The sequence below is a fragment of the Streptomyces sp. NPDC050625 genome, assembly GCF_040654755.1.
Taxonomy (GTDB): Bacteria; Actinomycetota; Actinomycetes; order Streptomycetales; family Streptomycetaceae; genus Streptomyces.
This window is the reverse complement of record NZ_JBFAIQ010000009.1, coordinates 228,773-253,952: the sequence shown is the minus strand read 5'-3', so window position 1 is coordinate 253,952 and position 25,180 is coordinate 228,773. Positions and strand designations below refer to the sequence as shown.

16 protein-coding genes are annotated in these 25,180 nt (G+C 70.6%); 13 read left to right on the top strand and 3 right to left on the bottom strand.

Going from position 1 to position 25,180, the window contains the following annotated elements:
• Positions 1 to 79 precede the first annotated feature (79 nt).
• A complete protein-coding gene (locus tag AB0I54_RS22975; protein WP_363297955.1) occupies positions 80 to 1,594 on the bottom strand; it encodes a M1 family metallopeptidase in 1,515 nt (504 codons plus the stop codon).
• A gap of 242 nt (positions 1,595 to 1,836) precedes the next feature.
• On the opposite strand from AB0I54_RS22975, the gene AB0I54_RS22970 reads away from it, so the two are divergent.
• On the top strand, positions 1,837 to 2,637 hold the full coding sequence (locus tag AB0I54_RS22970) for an intradiol ring-cleavage dioxygenase (RefSeq protein WP_363297954.1): 801 nt from the start codon (positions 1,837 to 1,839) through the stop codon (positions 2,635 to 2,637).
• Positions 2,638 to 2,907: 270 nt separating this feature from the next.
• The gene (locus AB0I54_RS22965) at positions 2,908 to 5,271 is read left to right on the top strand and encodes a tetratricopeptide repeat protein (RefSeq protein WP_363297953.1); all 2,364 of its coding nucleotides are present in this window, start codon (positions 2,908 to 2,910) and stop codon (positions 5,269 to 5,271) included.
• Between the two features lie 20 nt (positions 5,272 to 5,291).
• Here the strand turns inward: AB0I54_RS22965 and AB0I54_RS22960 are convergent, their stop codons facing one another.
• A complete protein-coding gene (locus AB0I54_RS22960) occupies positions 5,292 to 7,358 on the bottom strand; it encodes a SpoIIE family protein phosphatase (protein WP_363297952.1) in 2,067 nt (688 codons plus the stop codon).
• A 421-nt stretch (positions 7,359 to 7,779) separates the two neighbouring features.
• Between AB0I54_RS22960 and AB0I54_RS22955 the strand changes: the two genes are divergently transcribed.
• The 6 genes from AB0I54_RS22955 (at position 7,780) to AB0I54_RS22930 (ending at position 14,554) form a co-directional block, all read left to right on the top strand.
• Positions 7,780 to 10,242 carry a SpoIIE family protein phosphatase gene (locus tag AB0I54_RS22955; protein WP_363297951.1) on the top strand — a complete coding sequence of 821 codons (2,463 nt, stop codon included), beginning with the start codon at positions 7,780 to 7,782 and terminating at the stop codon, positions 10,240 to 10,242.
• A 155-nt stretch (positions 10,243 to 10,397) separates the two neighbouring features.
• The gene (locus AB0I54_RS22950; RefSeq protein WP_363297950.1) at positions 10,398 to 10,769 is read left to right on the top strand and encodes a sortase-dependent protein; all 372 of its coding nucleotides are present in this window, start codon (positions 10,398 to 10,400) and stop codon (positions 10,767 to 10,769) included.
• The gene (locus AB0I54_RS22945) at positions 10,766 to 11,395 is read left to right on the top strand and encodes a class F sortase (protein WP_363297949.1); all 630 of its coding nucleotides are present in this window, start codon (positions 10,766 to 10,768) and stop codon (positions 11,393 to 11,395) included. Before AB0I54_RS22950 ends, AB0I54_RS22945 begins: the two co-directional genes overlap by 4 nt.
• Positions 11,396 to 11,479: 84 nt before the next feature.
• Positions 11,480 to 11,971 carry an RNA polymerase sigma factor gene (locus AB0I54_RS22940; protein ID WP_363297948.1) on the top strand — a complete coding sequence of 164 codons (492 nt, stop codon included), beginning with the start codon at positions 11,480 to 11,482 and terminating at the stop codon, positions 11,969 to 11,971.
• The gene (locus AB0I54_RS22935; protein WP_363297947.1) at positions 11,955 to 12,461 is read left to right on the top strand and encodes a hypothetical protein; all 507 of its coding nucleotides are present in this window, start codon (positions 11,955 to 11,957) and stop codon (positions 12,459 to 12,461) included. The genes AB0I54_RS22940 and AB0I54_RS22935 overlap by 17 nt, the downstream gene beginning before the upstream one ends.
• Before the next feature lie 233 nt (positions 12,462 to 12,694).
• Complete coding sequence (locus tag AB0I54_RS22930) at positions 12,695 to 14,554, top strand: M1 family aminopeptidase (RefSeq protein WP_363297946.1); 1,860 nt, start codon at positions 12,695 to 12,697, stop codon at positions 14,552 to 14,554.
• A 115-nt stretch (positions 14,555 to 14,669) separates the two neighbouring features.
• Here the strand turns inward: AB0I54_RS22930 and AB0I54_RS22925 are convergent, their stop codons facing one another.
• Positions 14,670 to 15,857, bottom strand: coding sequence for a PP2C family protein-serine/threonine phosphatase (locus AB0I54_RS22925; protein ID WP_363297945.1), 1,188 nt, complete (start codon positions 15,855 to 15,857; stop codon positions 14,670 to 14,672).
• A gap of 300 nt (positions 15,858 to 16,157) precedes the next feature.
• Between AB0I54_RS22925 and AB0I54_RS22920 the strand changes: the two genes are divergently transcribed.
• Genes AB0I54_RS22920 through sbnA form a run of 5 tightly spaced genes read left to right on the top strand, consistent with a single transcriptional unit; the run spans position 16,158 to position 25,166 of the window.
• Positions 16,158 to 18,713, top strand: a complete 2,556-nt coding sequence (locus AB0I54_RS22920) for a Pls/PosA family non-ribosomal peptide synthetase (protein ID WP_363297944.1) — start codon at positions 16,158 to 16,160, stop codon at positions 18,711 to 18,713.
• 13 nt (positions 18,714 to 18,726) lie between these two features.
• Positions 18,727 to 21,996: an amino acid adenylation domain-containing protein gene (locus AB0I54_RS22915; RefSeq protein ID WP_363297943.1), complete on the top strand. Its 3,270-nt coding sequence runs from the start codon at positions 18,727 to 18,729 to the stop codon at positions 21,994 to 21,996.
• Between the two features lie 38 nt (positions 21,997 to 22,034).
• Positions 22,035 to 23,039, top strand: a complete 1,005-nt coding sequence (locus tag AB0I54_RS22910; protein ID WP_363297942.1) for a TauD/TfdA family dioxygenase — start codon at positions 22,035 to 22,037, stop codon at positions 23,037 to 23,039.
• A complete protein-coding gene (sbnB, locus tag AB0I54_RS22905; RefSeq protein ID WP_363297941.1) occupies positions 23,036 to 24,106 on the top strand; it encodes a 2,3-diaminopropionate biosynthesis protein SbnB in 1,071 nt (356 codons plus the stop codon). Before AB0I54_RS22910 ends, sbnB begins: the two co-directional genes overlap by 4 nt.
• A gap of 37 nt (positions 24,107 to 24,143) precedes the next feature.
• Positions 24,144 to 25,166, top strand: coding sequence for a 2,3-diaminopropionate biosynthesis protein SbnA (gene sbnA, locus AB0I54_RS22900; protein WP_363297940.1), 1,023 nt, complete (start codon positions 24,144 to 24,146; stop codon positions 25,164 to 25,166).
• Positions 25,167 to 25,180 lie beyond the last annotated feature (14 nt).

Here is a 25,180-nt window from a genome sequence, read left to right as displayed (position 1 = left end):
CAACCGCGTGGACCAGCAGCCCGGCAGAGGCCACCCGGTCGGCGGCACCAAGTCGGCTGCCGTACCCAGGGCGTGACGGTCAGTCCTGAACGGGGTCCACCCGCCAGTCGGGGTGCCCCGGCATGGGCGGGGTGTGCGCCCCGTACAGCCACGGGGTCAGGAAAGAGGCCAGGTCATGGCCCGCGACCTCGGAGGCCAGGGCGATGAAGTCCCGGGTTCCGGCGGCCCGCCCCCGGAACCTCGTCACCCAGGACCGCTCGATCCTCTCGAAGGTCTGCTCCCCGACCTTCTCCCGGAGGGCGTAGAGCACGAGTGCCGAGCCGTCGTAGCGCATGTTCCTGAACAGGGTCGGCCCGGTGGGTTCGGCGGGCGCTCCGTCGTCGTGCCGCCACTGGTCGTGCCGCTCGTACGCGGCCCGCATGGCGGACTCGAAGTCGGGGCCGCCGTGCGTGTCGGAGTAGAGGCGTTCGTAGTAGCGGGCGTGACCCTCACTCAGCCACAGGTCGGACCACCGCCGGACGGCGACGCTGTCCCCCGTCCAGTGGTGGGTCAGTTCGTGTACGAGGTCCCGCTCGGCGTCGACCCGGTCACCCAGCAGGTTGTCCCTGGGTACGACGGACAGCGACTGCGTCTCCAGCGCCACCGGCAGGTCGGTGTCGCCGACGAGCACGCCGTAGCGGCCGAACGGGTACGGCCCGAGTCGCTGTTCCAGCCACGCGAGGTGCTCGGGGGTCAGGGACCGGTACGCCGCGGTGTCTTCGACCATCCCGCCGGGGACCACGTCCCGGACGGGCAGCCCGCGCGGGCCGGTGCCGTCGACGAACGTGAACCTCCCGATCGCCATCTGGACCAGCTGCGCCGCGACCGGCTGCTCGGAGTCGTACGTCCACCGGATGTGTCCGTCGGCCCGCCGGACACGCTCGACGAGCCGGCCGTTGGCCACCGCGCCGAGGCCGGGCGGCGTGGTGATGCGGAAGGTGATGCGCGCCCGCAGGCTCGGGTGGTCGTTCGCCGGGAAGACCATCTTGGCGCCGTCGGGCTGGGCGTAGATCAAGGTGCCGTCGGGCGTGGGCATCCAGCCGTAGTCCTGGATCGCGTCGTCGCGGTGGCGTTGTTGTGTCGGGTCGGCTGTGTAGGCGACGCGCACCGTGAACGCTCTGCCGTGCGCGATGGGCTTCGCGGGGGTGACGACGAGTTCGTCGCCGTCACGGACGAAGGCCGCCGGTGTGCCGTCCACGGTGACCGTGTGCAGCGTGTTGCCCGCGAAGTCGAGGTCGAAGCGGGAGAGGGCCTGTGTGGCGGTGGCGCTGATGGTGGCGCTCGCGTCGAAGGGCGTTCGCGGTGCCCTCCAGTCGAAGTCGAGTGTGTAGTGGCGGACCTCGTAACCGCCGTTGCCGTCGAGCGGCATGAGCGGGTCGCCGATGCCCCTGGCACCGGGGGAGGGGACCGCTGCCGGGGAAACGGCGGAAGGACCGCCGGCGGGAGTGCGGTGGCCCGTGTGGGGGAGTACGCCACCCAGGCCGACCGCGCCGGCGATCCCCGCGGCACCGGTGAGGACCAGGGCCAGGGCCGTACGGCGAGGTGTGAACGACACCTTCACCCTCGGCTGCCGACGGTCATGATCTCCATGGCCGCACTATGTCAGCAGATGGTCGTATTGACTGCTCACGCCGTCATGTCCGGCGCCCCAATGGACCAGCACGGCCCGCGGTTCACTCGGACGGGTTTGTTCCCGCGGTGAGTTTCGTACTGTTCCCAAGGCGAGTTTCGTAACGCGGCCAATTCGTCGGTCATCCGATCGATCCCACGAGCCGCCGCACGCGCCATGGTCACAGCATGACTGACACCCCCCACGACAACACGACGGAACCCGAGCACACGCCTGAGCCGGCCGGCGCCACGCGTAGGTCCGTCATCGCCACCCTCGGCGGTGCGACCCTCGGCGTGGCTGCCCTGGGCCTCACGGCCGCCCAGGCGACAGCGGCCACCGACCGGAGCACTGCGGACCGGCCCGCTGCCGGGCTCGCCGCCTGCGTCCTCACGCCCGAGCAGACCGAGGGGCCCTACTACCTGAACCTGGAGACGGTCCGCAAGAACATCACCGAGGGCAAGGCGGGGGTGCCGCTCACCCTCCGCGTCACGGTGGTGGACACCGCGACCTGCTTCCCGCTGCCCAACACGGCCGTCGACATCTGGCACTGCGACGCTCTCGGTGTCTACTCCGGATATGTCGCCGGCGGCTCCACCCCGGACACCACCTTCCTGCGCGGCGTGCAGCTGACCGACTCCAGCGGTGTTGCGGAGTTCACCACGATCTACCCCGGGTGGTACGTCGGCCGCGCCTTGCACATCCACGTCAAGACGCATGTCGGCGGCACCGTGTCCAACGGGACGTACCACGGAGGGCATGTCTCCCACACGGGCCAGCTCTACTTCCCGGAGACGTACAACACCAAGGTCGCGGCCCTGACCCCCTACCGGAACAACAGGGCCACTCGCACGCTCAACGCGCGGGACGGCATCTACCGCAACGGCGGCTCCTCGACCGTGCTCACCGTCTCTCAGGTGGGCAACGACCTCGGCCAGGGAGTGACCGGCACCGTCGTCCTGGGGATCGATCCGGCCGCCACCCCCTGACGGGCACTCATGAACGGTGGTCGGCCGGCCTGACGGTCCCGGCCACCGCGGGTGCGCGGTGGGACGCCCGTGCCCGAAACCTCGTGGGACCCAGTGGTTTCACCCCGGGAACCCGCGGCCAGGAAACGGGCATGAGCCGGAGTCGAACGTGTGAGTTATGCGGCGCGGCGCTGACCTCGGGACCGCACGGCGGTCGCCCGGCCCGCTACTGCTCCAACGCATGCAGACAACGGGCACTCAGACAGCGTGCGGCACGCGGGGATTCCCACCGTGCGCAGCCCGCCGGGCCGGCTGCCGCCCCCGATGGCCCACCCGCCCCGAGCAGTGTCCTGCCCCTTGGCGCTCGATTCCTTCGTGGGCCGACAGCAGGAGCTGTCGCGCCTGCGCGCCCTGCTGAGGACTTCGCGGCTGCTCACCCTGACCGGTGCCGGCGGGGTCGGCAAGACACGGCTGGCGCTGGAGTTCGTGACGAGCCTGCGCCGCCGCGGCAGACGGGTGGACCTGGTCGAGCTCGACTCCCTGCACGACGGCGCCCTGCTCGCGCAGTCCGTGGCCACCGTGCTGGCCGTGGGTGAACGGGCGGGACGATCCGCTGCCGACGCCCTGGTCCTCTCGATCGGCGACGCGTCCCGGCTGCTCGTCCTGGACAACTGCGAGCATCTGGCGGAGCCCTGCGCCCGGCTGGCCGCAACGCTGCTGGGCCGCTGCCCCCGGCTACGGATCTTGGCCACCAGCCGGGAGGCCCTGCGGGTACCCGGAGAGACCGTGTTCCGGGTCGACGAGCTGTCCCTTCCGCCGGCCGGCACTACGCACGACGACCCGACGGCCCTCTTACGGTCGGATGCCGTACGTCTGTTCGTCGAACGAGCCGCGAGCCGCTCGCCGGGCTTCAGGCTCCGGCGCGGCAATGGTGCCACCGTCGCCGAGATATGCCGCCGACTCGACGGACTGACGCTCGCCATCGAGCTCGCGGCGCGCCGCGTCGGCACCCTTCCGCTGAGTGACATCCTCGCGGGACTGGACGACCAGCTGTCGCTGCTGACCGACGGAAGCAGGACCGGCCCACGGCGCCACAACGAACTGGCCGCCACGATCGACTGGAGCCACCTGCTGCTCGAACCGGCGGAACAGGCGGTCTTCCGGAGGCTGGCGGTTCTCGTCGGCGGATTCGACACGTCCGCGGCGGAGAAGGTCTGTTCCGGCGATGACCTCGCGCCGCGGCAGATCCTGCGGATCATCTGCGCGCTGGAGGCGAAGTCCCTGATCGTACGTCTGCCGGGAGATGCCCGGCCTGCGCGGTTCAGGCAGCTTGCCGCCATCCGTGCCTACGCCATGGAGCGTCTGCTTGCATCCGGCGAGCTGCACACCACGCGACGACGCGCCCTCGCATGGCTGACCGGGCTGGCCGACCGGGTCGGTGACGAGGTGTTCGCCGACCAGGCCGACAGTCCGCTCATCGCGGAACGTGACAACCTCGCTGCCGCCCTTGCCGTAGTCGGCCCTGGCGGCGACCGCGCCTCGCACCCGTGGCTGGCGCTGGAACTGGCCCGCGTGCACTACCAGCAGGAGCAGCCCTCTGCCGCCCGCCCCCTGCTGGACGGCCTGCTGCGGGAAGCTGACGGGCTTGCGCTCGGCGGCGCGGTGCCGGCGCTCGCCGCGCGCGTGGCCTGCCAGCAGGCCGACCCGGTACGGGCACTGCGCCTGGGCGAGCAGGCGGTGGAACTGGAACGCCTGCGCAGCGACTCCGCCGGTCTCGCCAACGCCCTGGACGCGAGGGCGGCGGCACGGCTGTGCCGCGGTGAATTCGCCGAGGCCGTCGCGGACCTGCGCGAGTGCCTGGACGTCGTCACCGCCCTCGGCAGGCCCCACGACACCGCCTGGTGCACCCATCACCTGGCCTGGGCGCTGCTCCGAGCGGGCGGGGAGGCCGAGGCGGATGCGCTCATGGCACGGTGTCTGCCGGTGCTCAGGGCACGCGCACCCTGGAGTCGGCTCGCGGCCGCGCTGCACACCGCGGGCGCCGTGCGGCTGGCCATGGGCCGGCTGGAGAGTGCCGAGGCTCTGTTCGCCGAAGTGCTGAGGATCGTCCCGGAGGGAAGTTTCCACGCGCTGTACCCCGTTGAGGGTCTGGCCCTCGTGGCCGCCGAGAGCGGGGATCCGCAGCGGGCGCTGCGGCTGTACGAGGCGAGCACGCGGGCACGCCGCCGGCTGGACACCGAGCCGGAGACCCCGTGGCGACGTCAGGTGGAGCAGACGGTGGACCGGGCGAGGGCACGGTTGTCGGCGGCCGCACGGGAGGCGGCTGTCAGCGGTGGCCGTGGGCTGCGCGGGGACCGGCTCGTCGCGTACGCACTGCGGGAAAGGGGCGGTGACCACCGTACGACGAGGGACGCCACGGCAGTGGTGGAGGATCAGTCCCCGCTCACGGGACGGGAGTTCATGGTGGCCGCACTCGTCGCCGAAGGACTGACCAACCGGCAGATCGCGGAGCGGCTCGGTCTTTCGGCGCGCACCGTGGCCACCCACCTGGACAAGGTCCGCGACAAGTTGGGCCTGCGATCACGCACGCAGATCGCTCTGTGGACGGCCGCCCGGACCGGGGACGGGCGTCCTTCCTCCCCGATCTCTCCCTGAGCACCGGCTCCCGGAACCGCCTACAGGGTCCGGGCCACGAGGAGGGCGACGTCGTCGTGGTCGTCGGGGTGGCGCAGGCCGTACAGGAGGAGGTCGCAGGTCTCCTCCAGGGGCCGGTGCGGCTCGTCGAGGAAGCTGAGGAGGACGTTCAGGCGGTCGTCGATGGGGTGCTGCCGGGTTTCGACCAGGCCGTCGGTGTACAGGACCAGCAGATCGCCGGAGCCGAGATCCGCCTTCGTGGTCTCGAAGGAGACGCCGCCGACGCCGAGCGGCACTCCGGCGGGCAGGTCCAGCAGTTCGGGGTCACGGCCGGGGCCGGCCAGCGCCGGCGGCAGGTGTCCGGCGTTGGCGATGTGGCACTCCCTGGTGTGCGGGTCGTAGACGGCGTAGAGGCAGGTGACGATGTAGTGCTCCAGATCGCAGGTGATCTTGTCCAGGTGCTGGAGCACCGCGTTCGGCGGCAGGTCGAGGTCCGCGTAGGCGCAGGTGGCGGTGCGCAGCCGGCCCATGGTGGCGGCGGCGTCGATGCCGTTGCCCATGACGTCCCCGACGACCAGCGCGGTCTTGCCGCCGGCCAGGGGGAGCACGTCGTACCAGTCGCCGCCGACCTCGCTGGTCGCCAGGGCGGGCTGATAGCGGGAGGCGAGTTCCAGGCCGGTGTGGTGCGGCGGATGGTCGGGCAGCAGACTGCGCTGGAGGGTGAGGGCGGTGTTGCGCACGCTCTGGAACCACCGGGCGTTGTCGATGGACATCGCGGCGCGGCTCGCGAGCTCACTGGCGAGGACGACGTCGTCCTGGTCGAACGGGAGCGGGTTGAGGGTGCGTTTGAGGTCCAGCGCGCCGAGGACCTCGCCGTGCGCGATCAGCGGCACCGCGAGATAGGAGTGGAGTCCGGCCCGGGCCAGCAGCTCGCTGACATCGGGGGAGCGGGCGATGCGCCGTAGATCGTCGCTGCCCACATGACGGACCAGGACCGGTCTGCCGGAGTGGACGCACAGGGTGACCAGACGGTCCCCCTCGTAGGCGGCCAGGTCGCCGGGACGGTCGGCGGCCTGGAGCGCCACGGTGGGGCGGGCGGCTTTCAGGGCCAGTGCCCGGAAGAGTTCCGGGCCGTTCTCGGGTCTGCTGCTGCGGCGGAAGGCCAGGGCGGAGTCCAGCACGTCCACGGCGACGATGTCGGCGAGCTCGGGAATCGCGATGTCGGCCAGTTCATGGGCGGTCTGCTCCACTTCCAGCGTGGTACCGACCCGGGTGGAGGCGTCCGCGATGAGTGCCAGACGGCGCCGGGCCCGGTCCGCCTCGGTGGCCGCGCGGTGCCGTTCCGTGACGTCCACGACCGAGGCGGCCGCGCCCAGGACGCGTCCGCCGGGGTCCTCCAGCCGGTAGAAGGAGAGCGACCAGGCGTGATCTTGGTCGGGGTCGGTCGGGGGCCGGCTCACGTGGTACTGGTCGAGCAGCGGGGTGCCGGTGGTGAGCACCTGGCGCAGGGCGGACTCGATGGTGTCGACGTCGGAGAAGGGCAGGGTCTCTCTCAGATGGCGGCCGATGTGCTCCTCGGCGGGTATGCCGTCGATCCGCTCCAGGGCCGGGTTGACCAGGAGATAGTGCAGGTCGGGGTCGAGCAGGGCCAGGCCGATCGGAGACTGGTTGATCAGCCGCTCGCACAGGGCCAGATCGGTCTCCACGCGCTGGAGAAGGGTGTGGTCGGCCGCGATGCCGAGGGCGTAGACATCGCCGCGGTCGTCCAGCAGCCGCATGTTGCGGAACTCCATCAGGCGGGTGCTGCCGTCCTTGTGCCGGATGGGGAAGGCGCCGGCCCAGGCCCGGCCGGTGGCCAGCACCTCCGCGAACAGACTCATCACGGCCTGCAGGTGTTCCGGGCGGATCAGCAGCCGGGCCGCTTCCGTGCCCAGGGCCTCTTCCGCGGTGTAGCCGAAGAGCTCCTGGGCCTGCGGGGTCCAGAACACGATGCGTCCCTCGGTGTCCAGGACGATCGCGGCCACGCTCAGCACATCCAGCAGGCCCGTCGGCCGGACCGTCTGGGGGCCCGAGACGTCATTGTCGGGTTTGAAGGATTCGGCTGTCATCCCAGATCCTCCTCGACCGGTCGGCAGGACAGACCGTCTGGGCCGGCGTTGCCGCACGTCTGGGTTCTGGCTCCCGGTACTTCCATGCTGCCTCGGGGTTCCGCGGCCTGCCCAGCCACGCCGGGTCCGCATGTGCAGGTCAAGCCGGGTGATGGCCGGCGGCCGCGGCACCCGTCGATGCGGCGGTGCATGCTCAACTCGGCCCCGACGCGGCCATGGAGGACGATCCCGGCGGTCCGACGAGGCCCGTGACCGCACCGGTCACCAAGATCCTTCACGCCCAGAAATCGCCGTACGTGTGCCATCGGCCGGGATCGGCCCGCCCGGGTCCGGCCGGCGCGTCCGGGGCCCCGCGGCCGTCCGCCGGACCGTGCGGATCGGGCGCGCAAGCAGGACCATGGTCCTGTAGAGGATGGGATCAATGGATTCTGCGCGAAACGGTTCGGAGACGCCCACGTCCGCAGGAGCACGCGATCTTCTCGACGCGTCCACGGACGCGGCGGCGCTGATCGACGCGGACGGCGTCGTGATCGGCTGGACCCGGGGCGCCGAAGCCCTTCTCGGCCATCTCGCCTCGGAGGTGGTCGGCGGCTCCGCCGCGCCGCTGCTGGTGTCGCGCCCGGACCCGGGACGTCTGGCCGGCGTCGTCGAGCGCTGCCGCTCCGGAATGGGGTGGAGCGGTCTCGTCCCCGTACGGCACCGCGACGGCGAGGCGATCGACGTCGACCTCAGGGTGTCCGCGTCCTTCCGGATCGGCCGAACCGAATGCTTCCTGCTCTCCGCCCGCGAGCAGCGGCGGCAGTGGACGGTCGGCCAGTCGGTCCTCGACGGCTTCCTGACCCGCTCGCCCATCGGTATGGCCGTCATGGATCTGCAACTGCGCTACTTGTGGCTGAACGACACCCTGGAACGCCTCGGCGGTGTGCCGCGCGAGCAGCGGCTGGGGCACCGGCTGACCGAGCTGCTGCCGGGAATCCAGGCGGAGGCCATCGAAGGGCTGATGAGCGAGGTGCTGGCGACCGGAGAGCCGGTGACCGACTACGAGTACCTGGGATGGAGTTGGGCCGATCCGCGTCGCCAACACGCCTACTCCACCTCGTTCTTCCCCCTGGTGGACGCGGACAACTCCGTCATCGGGATCTGCTACATGGTCCAGGACGTCACCGAGCGGTGGAACGTGCGCCGGCTCCTGTCGATGGTCAACGAGGCCGGCACCAGCATCGGCAGGACGCTGGACGTGATGCGGACGGCCCAGGAGCTCGCCGACTTCGCCGTGCCCCGCTTCGCGGACTTCGTCATCGTCGACCTCCTGGAATCCGTCCTCAGCAGTGAGGGCCACGGAACGTGGCTCACCGACGCGGGACCGGCCCCCACCAGGCCGGTGATGCGCCGAGCCGGACTGAGCTCGGCCCGGGAGGGCTGCCCGGAGGCCGTGGCGCGGGTCGGGGACAGGGTGGACTTCCTTCCCCCGCCGTACGGCGTGGACCTGCTCATCAACGGCGAACCCATCCTCATCCCGGTCCTCGACCCGGCCGACGAACGGTGGATCACCGAACAGCCCGCCAGGGCCGAGCGCATGCGCAGGTACGGGCTGCACTCCCTCATCTCCGTGCCGATGCGGGCGCGGAACACCGTCCTGGGCCTCACCACGTTCGCCCGCTCGGTCAATCCGGTCTCGTTCCAGCCCGACGACGTCCTGCTGGCCCGCGAACTGGTGGCGCGCGCGGCGCTGTGCGTCGACAACGCCCGCCGCTACACCCGGGAACACACGGCGGCGCTCACCCTCCAGCGCAGTCTGCTGCCCCAGGCTCTGACCGGCGGCACCGCGCTGGAGGTGGCCTCCTACTATCTGCCGGCGGACGCGACCGGCGGGGTCGGCGGCGACTGGTTCGACGTGATCCCGCTCTCCGGCGCCCGGGTGGGCCTCGTCGTCGGTGATGTGGTCGGCCACGGCATCAGCGCGGCGGCGGCCATGGGCCGGCTGCGCACCGCGGTGCAGACCCTCGCCGACATGGAACTGCCCCCCGACGAGCTGCTGGCCCATCTCGACGACCTCGTGCTCCGGCTCAGCGAGGAGGAGACGAGCGACGACGCGGCCGACCGGAGCAGCACCACGTTCCTCGGGGCGACCTGTCTCTACGCCGTGTACGACCCGGTCACGGCGCGGTTGTCGATGGCCCGCGCGGGACATCCGCCCCCGGTGGTCGTCACCCCCGACGGGCGGGTCGACTTCCCGGAGCCCCCCGCCGGGCCGCCGCTCGGGCTGGGCGGGCTGGGGTTCGAGGCCGGCGAGATCGAACTCGCCGAGAACAGCCTCTTCGGCCTCTACACCAACGGTCTCATCGAGGGCGTGGACCACGACATGGAGTCCGGCATGGCCCGCCTCGCCGAGGTGCTCGCCCGGCCCGCCTCCGACCTCGGCGCCCTGTGCGCATCCGGGGTGGAGCAACTGGTGGCCGGGCCGCAACCCGACGACATCGCCTTCCTCCTGGCGCGCACCCACACCCTGGGGCCCGACCACGTGGTCTCGTGGGAGGTACCCGTGGACCCGGCCGCCGTCGGTGACGTCCGTGCGCGGGCGACCGGGCAGGTGGAGGCCTGGGGCTTCGGCGATCTGGCCATGACCACCGAACTCATCGTGAGCGAGCTGGTCACCAACGCGATCCGCTATGCCGAGCCGCCCATTCGGCTGCGGCTGCTGCGCGACTCCCGGCTGACCCTGGAGGTCGCGGACGCCAGCAGTACCGCTCCGCGGCTGAGGCACGCCCGGAGCATGGACGAGGGCGGCCGTGGCCTGTTCCTGGTGGCGCAGCTTGCCCATCGCTGGGGTGCCCGTTACACGGCCGGGGGCAAGGTCATCTGGGCCGAGCAGGAGATCCCGTAACGACCTCCGGCAACGACTCCGGCAACGACTCCGGCAAGGACCTCCGGCGACTTTGCCGTCTCTTTGCAACCTGCCCCTGTGCTGCCTCGTCTCTCCGCTCGATCTGTCACCCAGCCTCCCGGCCACCGGGCGGGCCGACGAAAGAGAGCGATTCGATGCGCCGAACTGTCCCCAAGGGCATGGCACTTGCGTGCACGGCGGTGCTGGCGAGCGCCGTGCCCGCGTTCGCCGACGGGGCGACCGCGACCCCCTCAGCCGCGCCGACCCGGGCGTCGAGCGCCGCCCCCACCGAGAGGCCCAGCGCCGAACCCTCCCGGGGCACGGGTGCCCGGCCGACCACGGCGCCGACGCCGGCGCCGAGCCAGGTCTCCGTGGTGCCTTCGGGCGCACCCGACACCGGAGTGCGGGCGGCGTCCTCCAGGTCCGGAACCGAGGGCGGCCTGATCGGCGGAGCCGCTGCCACGGTGCTCCTCGCGGGCGGCGGCGCGGTCCTTGTCGTACGCCGCCGGCGGGCGACCGGGGCATGACCCCGCTCTCCAGGCGCGCCTTCGTCACCGCGGCGAGCGCCTCGCTGCTCGTCGGCTGCGCGGGCCCGGCGGCCCACCGGGCCTCGACCGCTCGCGCCGCGTCCACGCCGGCGCCTCCCCCGGCCCCAGCCCCAGCCTCGGCCTCGGCGAAGAAGGTGCGGGCGCTCGGGCGGTCGGCGCCGGTCCGGCTGCGGATCCCGGCCATCGGGGTCGACACCCCGCTCATCCGGCTGGGGCTGGAGCCGGACGGCACGGTGCAGGTACCTCCCGTCACGGCGCACGACCGGGCGGGCTGGTACCGGCACTCGCCGACGCCGGGGCAGGTCGGCCCGTCGGTCATCCTCGGCCATGTGACGGTCGGCGCCTACGGGGACGGGGTCTTCCGGCACCTCGCGCGGCTGCACCGCGGCGACCGGATCGTGGCGCGCCTGGAGAACGGCACGGCGGCGGAGTTCACCGTCGGCGCCGTACGGACGGTGGCCAAGGCGGACTTCCCGGCGGACGAGGTCTACGGGGACGTCGGCCGTCCGGAGCTGCGGGTCATCACCTGCGGCGGTCCCCACACCGGCGACGGCTATCTCGACAACGTGATCGTCTTCGCCGCGCTGAGCTCCACGAACCCCTGACCGACCGCACGGATGCCGGGCCGGCGGAACGTACGCCGCGGTCCGGCATCCTTCCCTGTGCATGCGACACGACCATGGAGAGCGTTGAAACGGTCCCGCGACAGGGCAGCGTCCGAGCTGTTCGCCGCCCTCTATCCGCGCCTGGCCGGCTGGTGCCGCCGGCTCGTCGACGACGACGAGACGGCCCACGAGGTCGCCTCGGAGGCGTTCACCCGGCTCTGGGCCCGCTGGACGACCGTGGAGGAGCCCCGCGGCTTCCTCTACGTCACCGCCGCCAACCTGGTCCGGGACCACTGGCGCAAGCAGGAGCGCGAGCGCAGGGCCATGCACCGCGCCACCTCGGAGGCCGCCGTCCGCCCCCACGACGAACAGGCCGACCCCTCGGTACGGCTGCTCGTGCAGTCGCTCCCGGAACGACTGCGCGTCCCGATCCTGCTGCACTACTACGCTGACATGCCGATCCGGGAGGTGTCCGCGCTGACCGGACGCAAGGAAGGAACCGTCAAGGCCGACCTCCACGCGGCCCGAGAACTGCTCCGCGCCCACTTGAGGAGAAGCCTTGACCACACGCCTTGACGAGGGCCCGGAGTTCGAACCCGACGACCCGCTGGCGGTCGTCCTGCGGCCCCCGTCCGACTACCTCGGCGCACCCCCGGGCCGGTACGAGGCGATCCGCCGCGCCGCGAGCCGCCGCCGACGGCTGCGCGCCGCGGCCGGAGTCGGCCTGTCCTGCGGTGTGGCCGTACTCATCGCGCTCCAACTCCATCTGGCGGCACCCGGAGCGCCCGTGTCGCCCGCGGTGCCGCTCGCACCGCCCCCCGCGAGCGGCCGTACGGCACCGCCCACCCCGTCGGCGTCACCCTCCGATCCGGCGTCACCTTCCGAGTCCTCGCTGCCGGAGTCGGCCGGCCCTCACCCCAGCAGCACGCAGCGGTCCGGCAACACCCGTGCCCCGAGCCGTTCGACGTCTCCCACCCGTGGCCCGTCGGTGACACCGACCGCGGCGGGGGCCGAGCCGTCGAGGACGCGGCCCTCGGCCGTCGCCACGCCCGCCGGCACTTCCTGACTCCGGTCGACTCCGGGCGGCACGACCACTTTTGACATCCTGATGGCATGTCCTGGTCAAATCTGTCAGGCTTTTGGCGGCCGTTGCCCCGACCCCTGGGGCCGCGGTGGAACACTCCCCGAGCGAACAGTCCGACCCAAACGCGCAAACCCGAGGTCCTCCGCCGGCGCACCCCAGCCGGGCGGGCGGCCACCGAGCAGGCCGGAATCCCGGCCGCCGCAAAGGAGTTTCGTGTGAGACCGACCCCCCACAAGGCCCTCGCCATGGGCGCAGCGGCCGTCGCCGCACTGGCCGCCGTGTCGCTTCCCGTCACCCCGGCCGCCGCCGCACCGCCCACAGCCCCGCTCGCCGCCGACTGCACCCCGGCCCAGGTGGTCACCAACGGCGGCTTCGAGAGCGGGAGTTCACCCTGGACCCCGTCCTCGTCCGGCGTGATCACCAGCCGCAGCGGTCAGACCGCCCACGGCGGCACCAGTTTCGCCTGGCTGAACGGCGTCGGCAGCACCCACACCGACACGCTCTCGCAGAGCGTCACGATCCCCTCCGGGTGCAGCACCGCCACCCTCACCTTCTGGCTGCACATCGACACCGCCGAGACGACCTCGTCGACCGCGTACGACAAGCTCACGGCGAAGATCGGCTCCACCACACTGGCGACGTACTCGAACCTCAACAAGAACACCGGCTACGTGCAGAAGTCGTTCGACGTGTCGGCGTTCGCGGGCCAGACCGTGAACCTCGCCTTCACCGGCACCGAGGACTCCAGCCTCCAGACGAGCTTCGTCCTCGACGACATCGCCCTCGACACCTCCGGCGGTTCGACACCTCCGGCCGACTCCACCCGGACCCCGGCCGCACCCTCGTACACCGTCAGCCTGAGCAGCGACACCGGCGGCACGGTGTGGACCGGCCATGAGAGCGTGACCTTCACCAACGCCTCCTCCACCGCGCTCGGCGAGGTGTACCTGAGGCTGTGGGACAACTACCACGGCACCTGCTCGGCCCCGCCGATCACGGTCAGCAATGTCACGGGCGGTACCGCGGGGGCCCTCTCCGTCGCCTGCACGGCTCTCAAGATCGACCTGTCGTCGCCGCTGGCGCAGGGGCAGACCGCCACCATCGGGTTCGACCTCGGCATCACCGTCCCGAGCGGCGCCGACCGCTTCGGCCACGACGGGGCCTTCAGCTTCATCGGCAACGCCCTGCCCGTCCTCGCGGTCAAGGACGGGGCCGGCTGGCACCTCGACCCGTACACCAACAACGGCGAGTCGTTCTACTCGCTGGCCGCCGACTTCAAGGTGACCCTCGACCACCCCAGCACCCTGCTCGTGCCGGCGACCGGCACCTCGGTCGACACCCCCGGCTCCAGCGGCCGTACGGTCACCACGGCCACCGCCACCAAGGTGCGGGACTTCGCCTGGGCCGCCGGGCCCTTCAGCAAGATCTCCGGCACCTCGACGGCCGGCATCCCGGTGAACATCTACTCGGTCTCGGGCATCAGCTCCTCCAGCGCCCAGTCGATGCTCACCACCGCCAAATCCGCCGTGGACGCCCACGCGTCACGGTTCGGCGCCTACCCGTACGGCGAACTGGACGCCGTGATCGACAACAACTTCTGGTTCGGCGGCATGGAGTACCCGGGGTTCGTCCTCGACCTGGTCAGCACCACGGCGCTCACCCATGAGATCGGCCACCAGTGGTGGTACGGCATCGTCGGTGACGACGAGTACAACAGCCCTTGGCTCGACGAGGCGTTCACCGACTACGCCACCGACCTGGCCCTGGGAAGGACCGGCACCAGCTGCTGGAACAGCGTCTCATGGGCCTCGTCCGCCGAGAAGATCACCAACTCGATGGCCTACTGGGACGCCCACTCGTCCCGGTACTCCACCGTGGTCTACGGCTACGGCAAGTGCGCCCTGCACGATCTGCGACGCGTCCTCGGCGACACCGCGATGACCAAGCTCCTGAAGGACTACGCCACTTCGCACTGGTACGGCGTCTCGACCACGGCGGAGTTCAAGGCGGCCGCCCAGGCCGCCACGAGCACGGACCTGACCTCGTTCTGGACCCAGCACCGCATCGAGGGCTGACCCACAGAGGCCGGCCGCGGCCGGCGCCCCAGGGCGTCGCCCGCGGCCGGCTCGCGCTGTAAGCCGCGCTGCCGCAGTGGCAGTCGCAGTTCTACTCGTCGGGGTGGGCGGGCGGTCATGCCGCGGAAGGTGTTCCCGGAGCAAGTCCATTGCCCTCGTCGGGCAGGAGGCCCGCGGTGAGCGCGGCGGTGTCGTCGTGCAGGCCGTGCTGGCTGTAGGCCAGCAGGTCGTGGTGGAGCCTTTCCAGCAGGTCCCGGGGCGATAGCGGACCCCAGGCGCGGACACGCTCGACGAGGGGGTAGAAGGAGCCGTCCGGGGCGCGGGTCTCCGTGACCCCGTCCGTGTACAGCAGCAACTGGTCGCCGGGGCGGAAGGCGTACGTCTCTACGTGGTAGGGCTCCGCGACGAGCACGCCGAGGTTCAGCGGCGGAGAGGACCGCCCCAGGTTCAGCTCGCGCACCTCGTCGGGACGGATGAGCAGCGGCGGCGGATGGCCGCAGTTGACGACGCGGACGGTCTGCTCGTCGGTGCGGACCTCCGCGAACACGGTGGTGACGAACCGTTCGCTCACATCGCTCCCGGGGATCTGCTCTGCCCTGCGCGACATACTGGTCTCCACCCGGCCCACCAGGGCGGGGAGATCGGGCTCGTCGTGCGCGGCCTCCCGGAACGCGCCGAGCAGGGCGGCGGCGGTCTCCACCGCGAGCAGGCCCTTGCCGCGGACGTCGCCGATGAGCAGCCGCACCCCGTGCACGGTGGGCACGGCCTCGTAGAGGTCACCGCCGATCCGTGCCTCCGCCGAGGCGGAGAGGTAGAAGCTCTCCAGCACCAGGTCGCCGATCCGGTGCGGAACCGGTCGGAGCAGGACGCGTTGCGCCATCTCGGCCACGAAGCGCACATCGGCCAGGGTGCGCTCCCGTCGGATCCGGTGGGCGGCCAGGATCGTTCCCAGGGTGCCCACCAGGGCGGTGCAGATGTAGGCCGCCACATAGTGCCGGTCCCACAGATATCCGACCGCACGGCCCGCGCAGCACGGGGTACCGGCCAGGATTCCCTCGAAGACGATGGCCAACACCGTGGTGAGGGCGACGACGGCGGGTCCGTGGGCGAAGGCGGCCACCAGAGGCAGTGCGATCAGCACGAAACTGACCGGCCACTGCACGGGCGTGATGGGCTCCAGCACCAGGACGCCCACCACGTAGAGGACCGGAAGCCGGCGCAGCCACGCGGGCTCGGGCGTCTGTGCCCGGGGGTCGGTCTGTGCCCGGGACTCACGACGGTCCGACTGACGCAGCCTGTACACACAAACTCCCGGACACGAGCTCAGCAGAAAGGCCAGCGTGCTGTGCCGGGCCGCGGCGCACCGGCGATTGCTCCACTCAACGGCATGTCCGGCCTGCATGCGTGGACCGCCATACGGGTGATCTCCGAGGCACGCCCAACCAGCCGGAATCCAGGGAACACGGGCCTGTCGCGCGCTGCCGTCGCGCAGGGCGATCGATCAGGAGTGGCACCCGCACGGTGATCGACTGAAACTGAAATCCACGGTTCGTGATCAGTAACGGGCGCAATGCCCAGTTGAAAACGTCCTCCGGGAGGTCGAATGGTCGAGCAGTCCTCCGGGGTCCATATATCCGGGACAAGCGCGTCAGTCGTCGACAGACTTGCCGAAGTACTGGCCGACGTCACCAGCGTGGAGCGAGTTCCGGTCGACGGTCACTTCTTCGACGACCTCGGTGCCAACTCCTTGGTGATGGCGCAGTTCTGCGCGCGGGTCAGGAAAATACCGGACCTGCCGTCCGCGTCCATGAAGGACATCTACCGGAACCCGACGATCGAAAGCCTCGCCGCGGCTCTCGCGGTGACGGATCCCGCTCCCGCCACCTCGTCTGTCGCCTCGAAGCCGTCGGCGGAGCCGATCGCACCGAAGCCGGTGACGCTGGCGAGCCGACCGACCTATGTCCTGTGCGGAACCGCCCAGTTGTTGTTCTTCCTGACTTACTCCCTGGTCTTCGGAGTGGTCACCGCCCGCGGCTACGAATGGGTCGCGACCGGTTCCGACCTGGTCGACATCTATCTGCGCTCGCTGGCCTTCGGCGGCCTCGGTTTTCTGGCGATGTGCCTGTTCCCGATCGCCGCCAAATGGATTCTCATCGGCCGCTGGAAACCCCGTGAGTTCCCCGTCTGGGGTCTGACGTATCTGCGCTTCTGGCTCGTCAAGGTGCTGCTCCACGGCAATCCGATGGTCCTGTTCATCGGGAATCCGCTGTATGTGCTGTACCTCCGGGCGCTCGGCGCACACATCGGCAAGGGAGTCACGATCCTCTCCCGGACCGTCCCGGTCTGCACCGACCTCATCACCATCGGCGCCGGCACGGTGATCCGCAAGGACTCCTTCTTCGTCGGATACCGGGCCCACGCGGGCCGTATCCAGACCGGCAGTGTCACCCTCGGCCGGGAGGTGTTCATCGGGGAGAAGTCGGTCCTCGACATCGACACCGCGATGGGCGACCGGGCGCAGCTCGGTCACTCGTCCGCCCTGCACCGTGGTCAGCGGATCCCGGACGGCGAGCGCTGGCACGGTTCCCCGGCGGAGCCCACCGAGGTCGACCATGTGAGGGTCGCTCCGGCGAGGTGCGGCACCGCGCGCCGGGTCTGGTTCGGTCTGGGCACCCTGTTCCAGCTGTTCCTCCTCTACATACCGCTGGCCGTCGGCGGGCTGTACATGCTGTTCTCCGTGGTGCCGGCGCTCGGCTCACGACTGGGACCGGACTCGGCCGGACTCACCACGGGAGCTCTGCTCGGCGACGCGCTGCTGCTGTCCTTCGTGACGTTCTTCGGCTTCGTCGTCCTGGGCCTCGCCGCCCTGTTCACCGTTCCGCGGCTGGTGGCCAGGGCCATCAAGCCCGAGAAGGTCTATCCCCTGTACGGATTCCACTACGCGCTGCACCTGGCGACGGCGCGCATGACGAACATCAGGTTCTTCGCCTGGCTCTTCGGCGACAGCTCCTTCATCGTGTACTACCTGCGCGGTCTCGGGTACGACCTGTCCAAGGTCGAGCAGACCGGCTCGAACTTCGGCACCGAGGTGCAGCACGAGACCCCGTTCCTGGCCTCCATCGGCAGCGGAACGATGGTGGCCGACGGGCTCTCCATCGCCAACGCGGAATTCTCCAGCACGTCCTTCCGGGTGTCCCGGACCACGATCGGTCCGCACAACTTCCTCGGCAACAACATCGTCTACCCGGCCGGCGGCAGAACGGGCGACAACTGCCTCCTCGCGACGAAGGTGTTGATTCCCCTCGACGGCGAGATCCGCCATGGCGTGGGTCTCCTCGGCTCGCCCAGCTTCGAGATACCGCGGTCGGTGGAGCGGGACTCACGGTTCGACGACCTCAGGACCGGGGACACCTTGCGCACCCGTCTCGCCGCGAAGAACCGCTACAACCTTCGCTCGATGGCCCTCATGCTGTTCGTGCGGTGGCTGTACACCTTCGCGCTCACGCTGTTCGCCCTGCAGTCCGTCGAGGTGTACGGCTGGCTCGGACATGTGGTGATCGCCCTGTATCTGGCCTGCACCCTCGCCTTCACCGCCCTCTACTACGTGCTGCTGGAGCGCTGCATCGCCTCGTTCCGCGCCCTGCGCCCCAGGCTGTGCTCCATCTACGACCCGTACTTCTGGTGGCACGAGCGACTGTGGAAGGTTCCGGACCACCATCTGAACATCTTCAACGGCACCCCCTTCAAGACCCTGATCTGGCGGATGACCGGTGCCCGCGTCGGCAGCAGGGTGTTCGACGACGGCTGCTACATGACCGAGCGGACGCTCAGCACCATCGGCGACGGGTGCACCCTGAACGCCGGGAGCAAGATCCAGTGCCACTCGCAGGAGGACGGCACCTTCAAGTCCGACACCACCACGCTCGGTGCCGGGTGCACGCTCGGCGTCGGCGCCCATGTGCACTACGGCGTGACGATGGGCGACGGTGCCGTACTGGCGGTCGACTCCTTCCTCATGAAGGGCGAGGAAGTCCCCCCGAACGCACGGTGGGGCGGCAACCCCGCCGTCGACATGCCCGACCCCTCCGAACAGTCCTGTGGCATCGGCCCGGCAGCCGCCCTGCCCGCGCCCAACGGCGCCGCGAAGACGATGAGTTGAGGAGGGCCATTCGATGGGAGCGCGCGTGGAAGCCGACCGGGAGTTCTGGAGCTGTGTGCTGACCGCCGGTGGTTTTACCGCCGTACCGCGGTGGGTCCGGCAGCCGGTGGCCTCGGTGTCAGTGGCCGAGTACGAGGCGGCGGTCCCGCAGGACGTGGCGGCGGCGGTGCGCGGGCTGGCCCGGGAGTCGGGCGTCCCGTTGAGCGCGGTGCTGCTGGCCGCCCATGCCAAGGTGCTGGCCGCGCTGTCCGGTGAGCGGGAAGTGGCGACGGGCTATGCCGCCGGGGTCCGGGGCGGACCGCTGCCCTGCCGGCTCACCGTCGCACCGGGGACCTGGCGCGCGCTGGTGTCGCGAGCTCATCACGTCGAGGCCGAACTGCTGGCGTTCCGCGACTTCCCGGTGACCGAGCTGCGCCGGGAGTTGGGGGTGACAGGGCCGTCGTACGAGATCGTGTTCGATCCCGCGGGGGCCGAGAACGGGCTGGTCGACGAGGCCGCACTGGGAGTCGCCTGGTGCGACGAGGGCGGGCGGCTGTTCGTGCGGCTGCGGTATCGCACCCAGACGCTGGACTCCGAGTGCGCGGCCCGGATCGGCGGCTATCACCTGGCCGCACTGCGGTTGATGGCCGATGACATCGATGCCGACCACTCGCGGCAGAGCCTCCTGTCGGACGACGAGGTGCATGAACAGCTCGACGGGCTGGCCGGTCCTCACCGCAGGCTCCCCGAGGGGCGGGCACACGTACTGTTCGAGCAGCGGGTGCGCGAGCATCCGCAGGCGGTGGCGGCGGTCCACGGCGAGCGCGAGTGGACGTACACGGAGCTCAATGCCCGCGCCAACCGGCTGGCGAGGGCGCTGCTGCGGCGCGGACTTGGCCGGGAAGACGTCGTCGCGGTGGTCACCGAACGCAATCTCGACTGGCTGGCCGCGGTGCTGGCGGTGTTCAAGGCCGGAGGCGTGTACCTGCCGATCGAGCCGCACTTCCCGGCCGGCCGTATCACCGCGACCCTCTCGCGTGCCGAATGCCGGCTGGTGCTGACCGAGCCCGGCAGCACCGACACCCTCGACCAGGCCCTGGCCGGCCTGCCCGGAGTCGAGAAGCTGCTCATCGAGGCGGCCTGCGCGGAACAACATGCCGAAAGCGACCTCGGGTTGGAGGTCACCGCCGACCAACTCGCCTACATCTACTTCACCTCCGGCTCCACCGGCGAGCCGAAGGGAGCCATGTGCGAGCACGCGGGCATGCTCAACCATCTCTACGCCAAGATCGACGACCTGGGCATCGCCCAGGGGCACGTGGTGGCGCAGACGGCACCGCAGTGCTTCGACATCTCCCTGTGGCAGCTGATCTCCGCGCTGCTGGTCGGCGGGCGGACGCTCCTGGTCGGGCAGGACGCGATCGTGGACGTGGAGCGGTTCCTCGACACGATCGTCCGCGGCCGGGCCGGTGCGGTGCAGGTCGTGCCCTCCTACCTGGAAGTCGTGGTGTCGTATCTCGAACGGCACCCCCGGGAACTGCCGGACCTGCGGTGCGTGTCGGTGACGGGTGAGGCGCTCAAACGGGAGCTGGTCCAGCGCTGGTTCGCCATCCAGCCGGGCATCAAGCTGGTCAACGCCTATGGGCTGACCGAGACTTCGGACGACACCAACCACGAGGTCATGACGGAGGTGCCCGAACGCGTGCTGCTGGGGCACGCGGTCAACAACGTGCACGTCCACGTCGTCGACGAGCATCTGTCCCTCGTACCGCTGGGCGCGCCCGGACTGATCGCGTTCTCCGGTGTCTGCGTGGGGCGCGGGTACGTCAACGACCCCGAGCGGACCCGCGAGGCGTACCGGGACAACCCGTACTTCCCGGGGGAGCGGCTCTACCTGGGCGGTGACTGGGGACGCTGGCACCCCGGCGGCAAGCTGGAATTCCTCGGCCGACGCGACAACCAGGTCAAGATCCGCGGCTTCAGGATCGAGATCGGCGAGATCGAGAACACCCTCCTGCGGGTGAAGGGCGTGCGGGACGGCGCCGTGGTCGTCGCCGAGCGGGCCGACCAGAGCAAGCACCTCATCGCCTTCTACACCGGCCGCCGTCTGGAGACCGAGGTACTGCGCGAGGCACTCGGTGCGGCACTGCCCGCCTACATGGTCCCCTCGGCCTTCCACTGGCAGTCCGAGCTGCCGCTGACCCCCAACGGCAAGACCGACAAGAAGGCCCTGACCGCGCTCGCCGAACAGACGCGGCCGACCGCCGAGAGCGAGGCCACCGGGCGGCCCGACCGCTCCGCCCTCACCCCGACCGAGCGGAAACTGGCGGCCGCCTGGGCGGAACTGCTGGGAGTCCCCGAGGAACGGATCGGACAACGAGACCACTTCTTCGACTCCGGCGGCACCTCCCTGTCGGCGGTGAAACTCACCATCGCCCTGGACCGCGCGGTGTCCCTCAAGGACATCACCCGGCACCCGGTACTCGCCGACCTGGCCGCTCTCCTCGACGGCGCCGGCCACAAGCGCCAGGAACTGCTCCAGCCGCTGTCGGACGCCGGTGCCGCGCCGGAGTGCGCCCTGGTCTGCTTCCCCTACGCGGGCGGCAACGCCGTCAACTACCAGCCCATGGCCACCGCCCTGGCGGGCAGCGGGACCGCGGTCTACGCGGTGGAGCTGCCCGGCCACGACCTGGCCGCCCACAACGAGCCGTTCGCCGCGCTCACCGAGGTGGCGGAACAGGTCGTCACCGAGATCACCGCACTCGGCCCGGCCAGGGTCCTGCTGTGGGGCCACTCCTCGGGCGCGGCCCTCGCCGTGGAGACGGCGAGAAGACTGCGGGAGCGCGGGACCGAGGTCTCCCGGGTGTTCCTCGGCGCGCAACTGCTCGGCACCGCCGCCGACCGCCGCGCCGCCGTCGACGAGCTGACCGGCCGCAGCGACGCCGAGATCGCCGCCCGGCTGACGGCCGACAGCGGCTACACCGAACTCGGTGAACTCAACGCACAGCACGCCCGGCACATCGGCGCCGCCTACCGCCACGACTGCGTGGCCGCGCACCGCTACTTCGCCGACGCCCTGGAAGACCCGCCGGCCGTGAAGCTGTCCGCGCCGGTCACCGTGGTCGTCGCCGCCGACGACCCGAGCACGCCCGGCGCCCGTGACCGGCACCGCCACTGGCAGCTGCTGGCCGAGCACGTGGACCTGCACGAACTCGCCGACGGCGGCCACTACTTCCTGCGCACCCGTCCGGCCGAAGCCGCGCGGATCGTCCTCGGCGCAGCCGAATCGCTCGCCTCCTCCTGAACCTCCAGCCCCAGACGGGCAACCGAAGGGAAACCGAGATGTCGTCCTCACCGCTGGCCGCACCACTCGACGTGGAGCTGAAGCCGGACAGACCTCCGATCCTGCACGTCGATTCCCCCGGCGACGCGGCGAGCTGGGCGGCCCAGTACCGCGAGGCGGTGCGCGCGCGGGTCACCGAGCACGGCGCACTGCTCGTCCGCGGCCTGGGACTGCGCGATACGGATCAGGTCGGTGCCGTCTTCGCCGCCCTGACGGGCGGCCTGATGACGGAGCGGGAAGCCTTCGCCCCCCGAGAGGCGTACGGCCCCGGGCTGTACTCCTCCTCGGCCTGGCCGGCCAACCAGCCGATGTGCATGCACCACGAGCTGAGCTACACCGTCGAGGTTCCCGGCCTGATGCTGTTCGCGTGCCTGACCGCGCCCGCCGAGGGCGGGGCGACCGCGGTGGCCGACGCCGAAGAGATGCTCCAGGCGCTGCCCACCACACTGAGCGAGCGGTTCGAGCACGAGGGCTGGCTGCTCACCCGCAGCTACAACGACGAGATCGGGGCGTCCCTGGCGGAGTCCTTCGGCACCGACGACCCCGCCGCCGTCGAACGCTACTGCCGGGCCCACGCCATCGACTTCGCCTGGCAGCCCGACGGCTCGCTGCGCACCCGGCAGCGCCGCAGCGCCGTGGTGCGGCACCCGGTCACCGGCAGGCGCTGCTGGTTCAACCAGATCGCCTTCCTCAACGAGTGGACGCTGGCCCCGGAGGTGCGCGAGTACCTCGTGGACGTCTACGGCGACGAGGGGCTGCCGTTCAACACCCGCTTCGGAGACGACACCCCGATCGACGAGGACGTCGTCCAGCTCCTCAACTCCACCTACGAGGAGCACACCCGCCGCGAGCCCTGGCAGGCCGGTGACCTGATGCTCGTGGACAACATCCGCACCGCACACAGCAGAGAGCCCTACGGCGGAGAACGTCAGGTGCTGGTCGGCATGGCCGAGCCCTGCCGCCTGACCGACTGCGTCCCGACCCCGGAGGCAAGCCGGCGATGAGCAACACACTGTCACCCGCCACACGGCGGACCAAGCCCCACGCGACCACGACGCCGACGTTCGCGGTGATCTCCGGCGCACAGGTGCAACAGGCACTCGCCGGCCGCGAGAAGGAGCTCGTGGAGCTCGTCGAGGCCACCTACCGGCTGCACGGCGCCGGAGACTCGGTCAACCCCCCGTCGTACTTCCTGCGCTTCCCCGACCGGCCCACGTCGCGGATCATCGCGCTGCCCGCCTCCATCGGCGGCGAAGACCATGTGGACGGCCTGAAGTGGATCTCCAGCTTCCCGGACAACGTGACGGCGGGCCTGCCACGGGCCTCCGCGGTCCTCATCCTCAACGACCACGACACCGGCTACCCGTTCGCCTGCCTGGAGAGTTCCATCATCAGCGCCACGCGAACCGCGGCGTCCGCCGCACTGGCAGCCGACTGGCTCAGCCGCAACCGGCCCCGCCCCACCCGTGTCGGATTCTTCGGTACGGGCCTGATCGCCCGTTACATCCACACCTTCCTGGCCGGCACCGGCTGGTCGTTCGACACGATCGGCGTGCACGACGTGTCCGCCGACAGCGCCGTCGGCTTCACCGGCTATCTGCGACAGGCCGAGACCACGGCACAGGTCCAGGTCCACGACACCGCCGAGGAGCTGATTCGCTCCAGCGACCTGGTGGTCTTCGCCACCGTCGCCGGCGAGCCCCATGTCACCGACCAGGCCTGGTTCGCGCACCACCCGCTGGTCCTGCACGTGTCCCTGCGCGACCTCGCCCCGGAGATCCTGCTCTCCTCGGCCAACATCGTCGACGACGTCGAGCACTGCCTGAAGGCGGACACCTCACCGCATCTGGCAGAACAGCTCACCGGCAGCCGCGACTTCCTCGACGGCACCCTCGACGACGTCATGTGCGCACGGCACATCCTGCCGACCGACCGGACGGTGATCTTCTCGCCCTTCGGACTCGGCGTCCTCGACCTCGCCGTCGGCAAGTACGTCTACGACGAGGTGGCCAGGGCGGGACAACTCCGCCTCATCGACAACTTCTTTCACGACCTGCGCCGGTACGGCTGAAACCCCACTTCGTCGGCCCTGGCACCAGGAGGCCCAAGTGCCCGTCATATCCGCGCCGCAAGCCTTCAACGAAGGCGGGCTCTACGTCGACCTCGAGTCGATTCTCGGGGTGCGTTTCTACCTGAAGTGCGAGGGCTTCAACTTCGCCGGCTCCATCAAGCTGAAGGCGGCGAACGAGATGGTGGAGAGCGCCGAGCGTGAGGGAATCCTGACGCCCGACTCGATCCTCGTCGAGTCCTCGTCGGGAAACCTGGGAGTCGCGCTCAGCATGATCGCCGCGAGCAAGGGATACCGGTTCCTGTGCGTGACGGACTCCCGCTGCAACCTGTCCACCCGGCTGCTGATGGAGGCGCTGGGCAGCGAGGTGCACATCGTGGCCGACCTCGACTCCAACGGCGGCTTCCTCGGCAAACGGATCGACTACGTCCGTTCGCTGTGCGCGTCCGACGACCGGTACGTGTGGCTCAGCCAGTACACCAACCCCGGCAACTGGCGGGCGCACTTCCGCACCACCGCACCGGAGATCGCCACGCAGTTCCCGCAGCTCGACGTGCTGTTCATCGGGGCGGGCACCACCGGGACCCTGATGGGCTGCGCCCGCTACTTCCGGCGGTGGCACCGCCCGGTGCGGATCGTCGCCGTCGACAGCGTGGGCTCGGTGGCCTTCGGCGGGGAGCCGGGCCGCCGGATGATTCCGGGCCTGGGCATGAGCATGCGCCCGCCGCTGCTGAACGAGGCGTACGTGGACGAGGTGATCCGGGTCGAGGAGGCCGACACCATCCGTATGTGCCACCGGCTCGCCCGGCGCGGGTTCCTGTTCGGCGGCTCCACGGGAACGGTGGTGAGCGGCGCGCTGGACTGGCTGACCCGGCACGACACCCGGGACATCACCGCGGTGGCCATCGCGCCGGACCTCGGTGAGCGCTATCTCGACACCATCTACCAGATCAACTGGCTCCAGGACCTGTACGGGGACGACATCCTCGACTCCGAGGCCCTGACCGCCTCCCGCAAGGCCAAGACGGCCTCACGGGAGTCGGCACGCCGACGCAGACCCTAGGCCCTGTCGTCAAA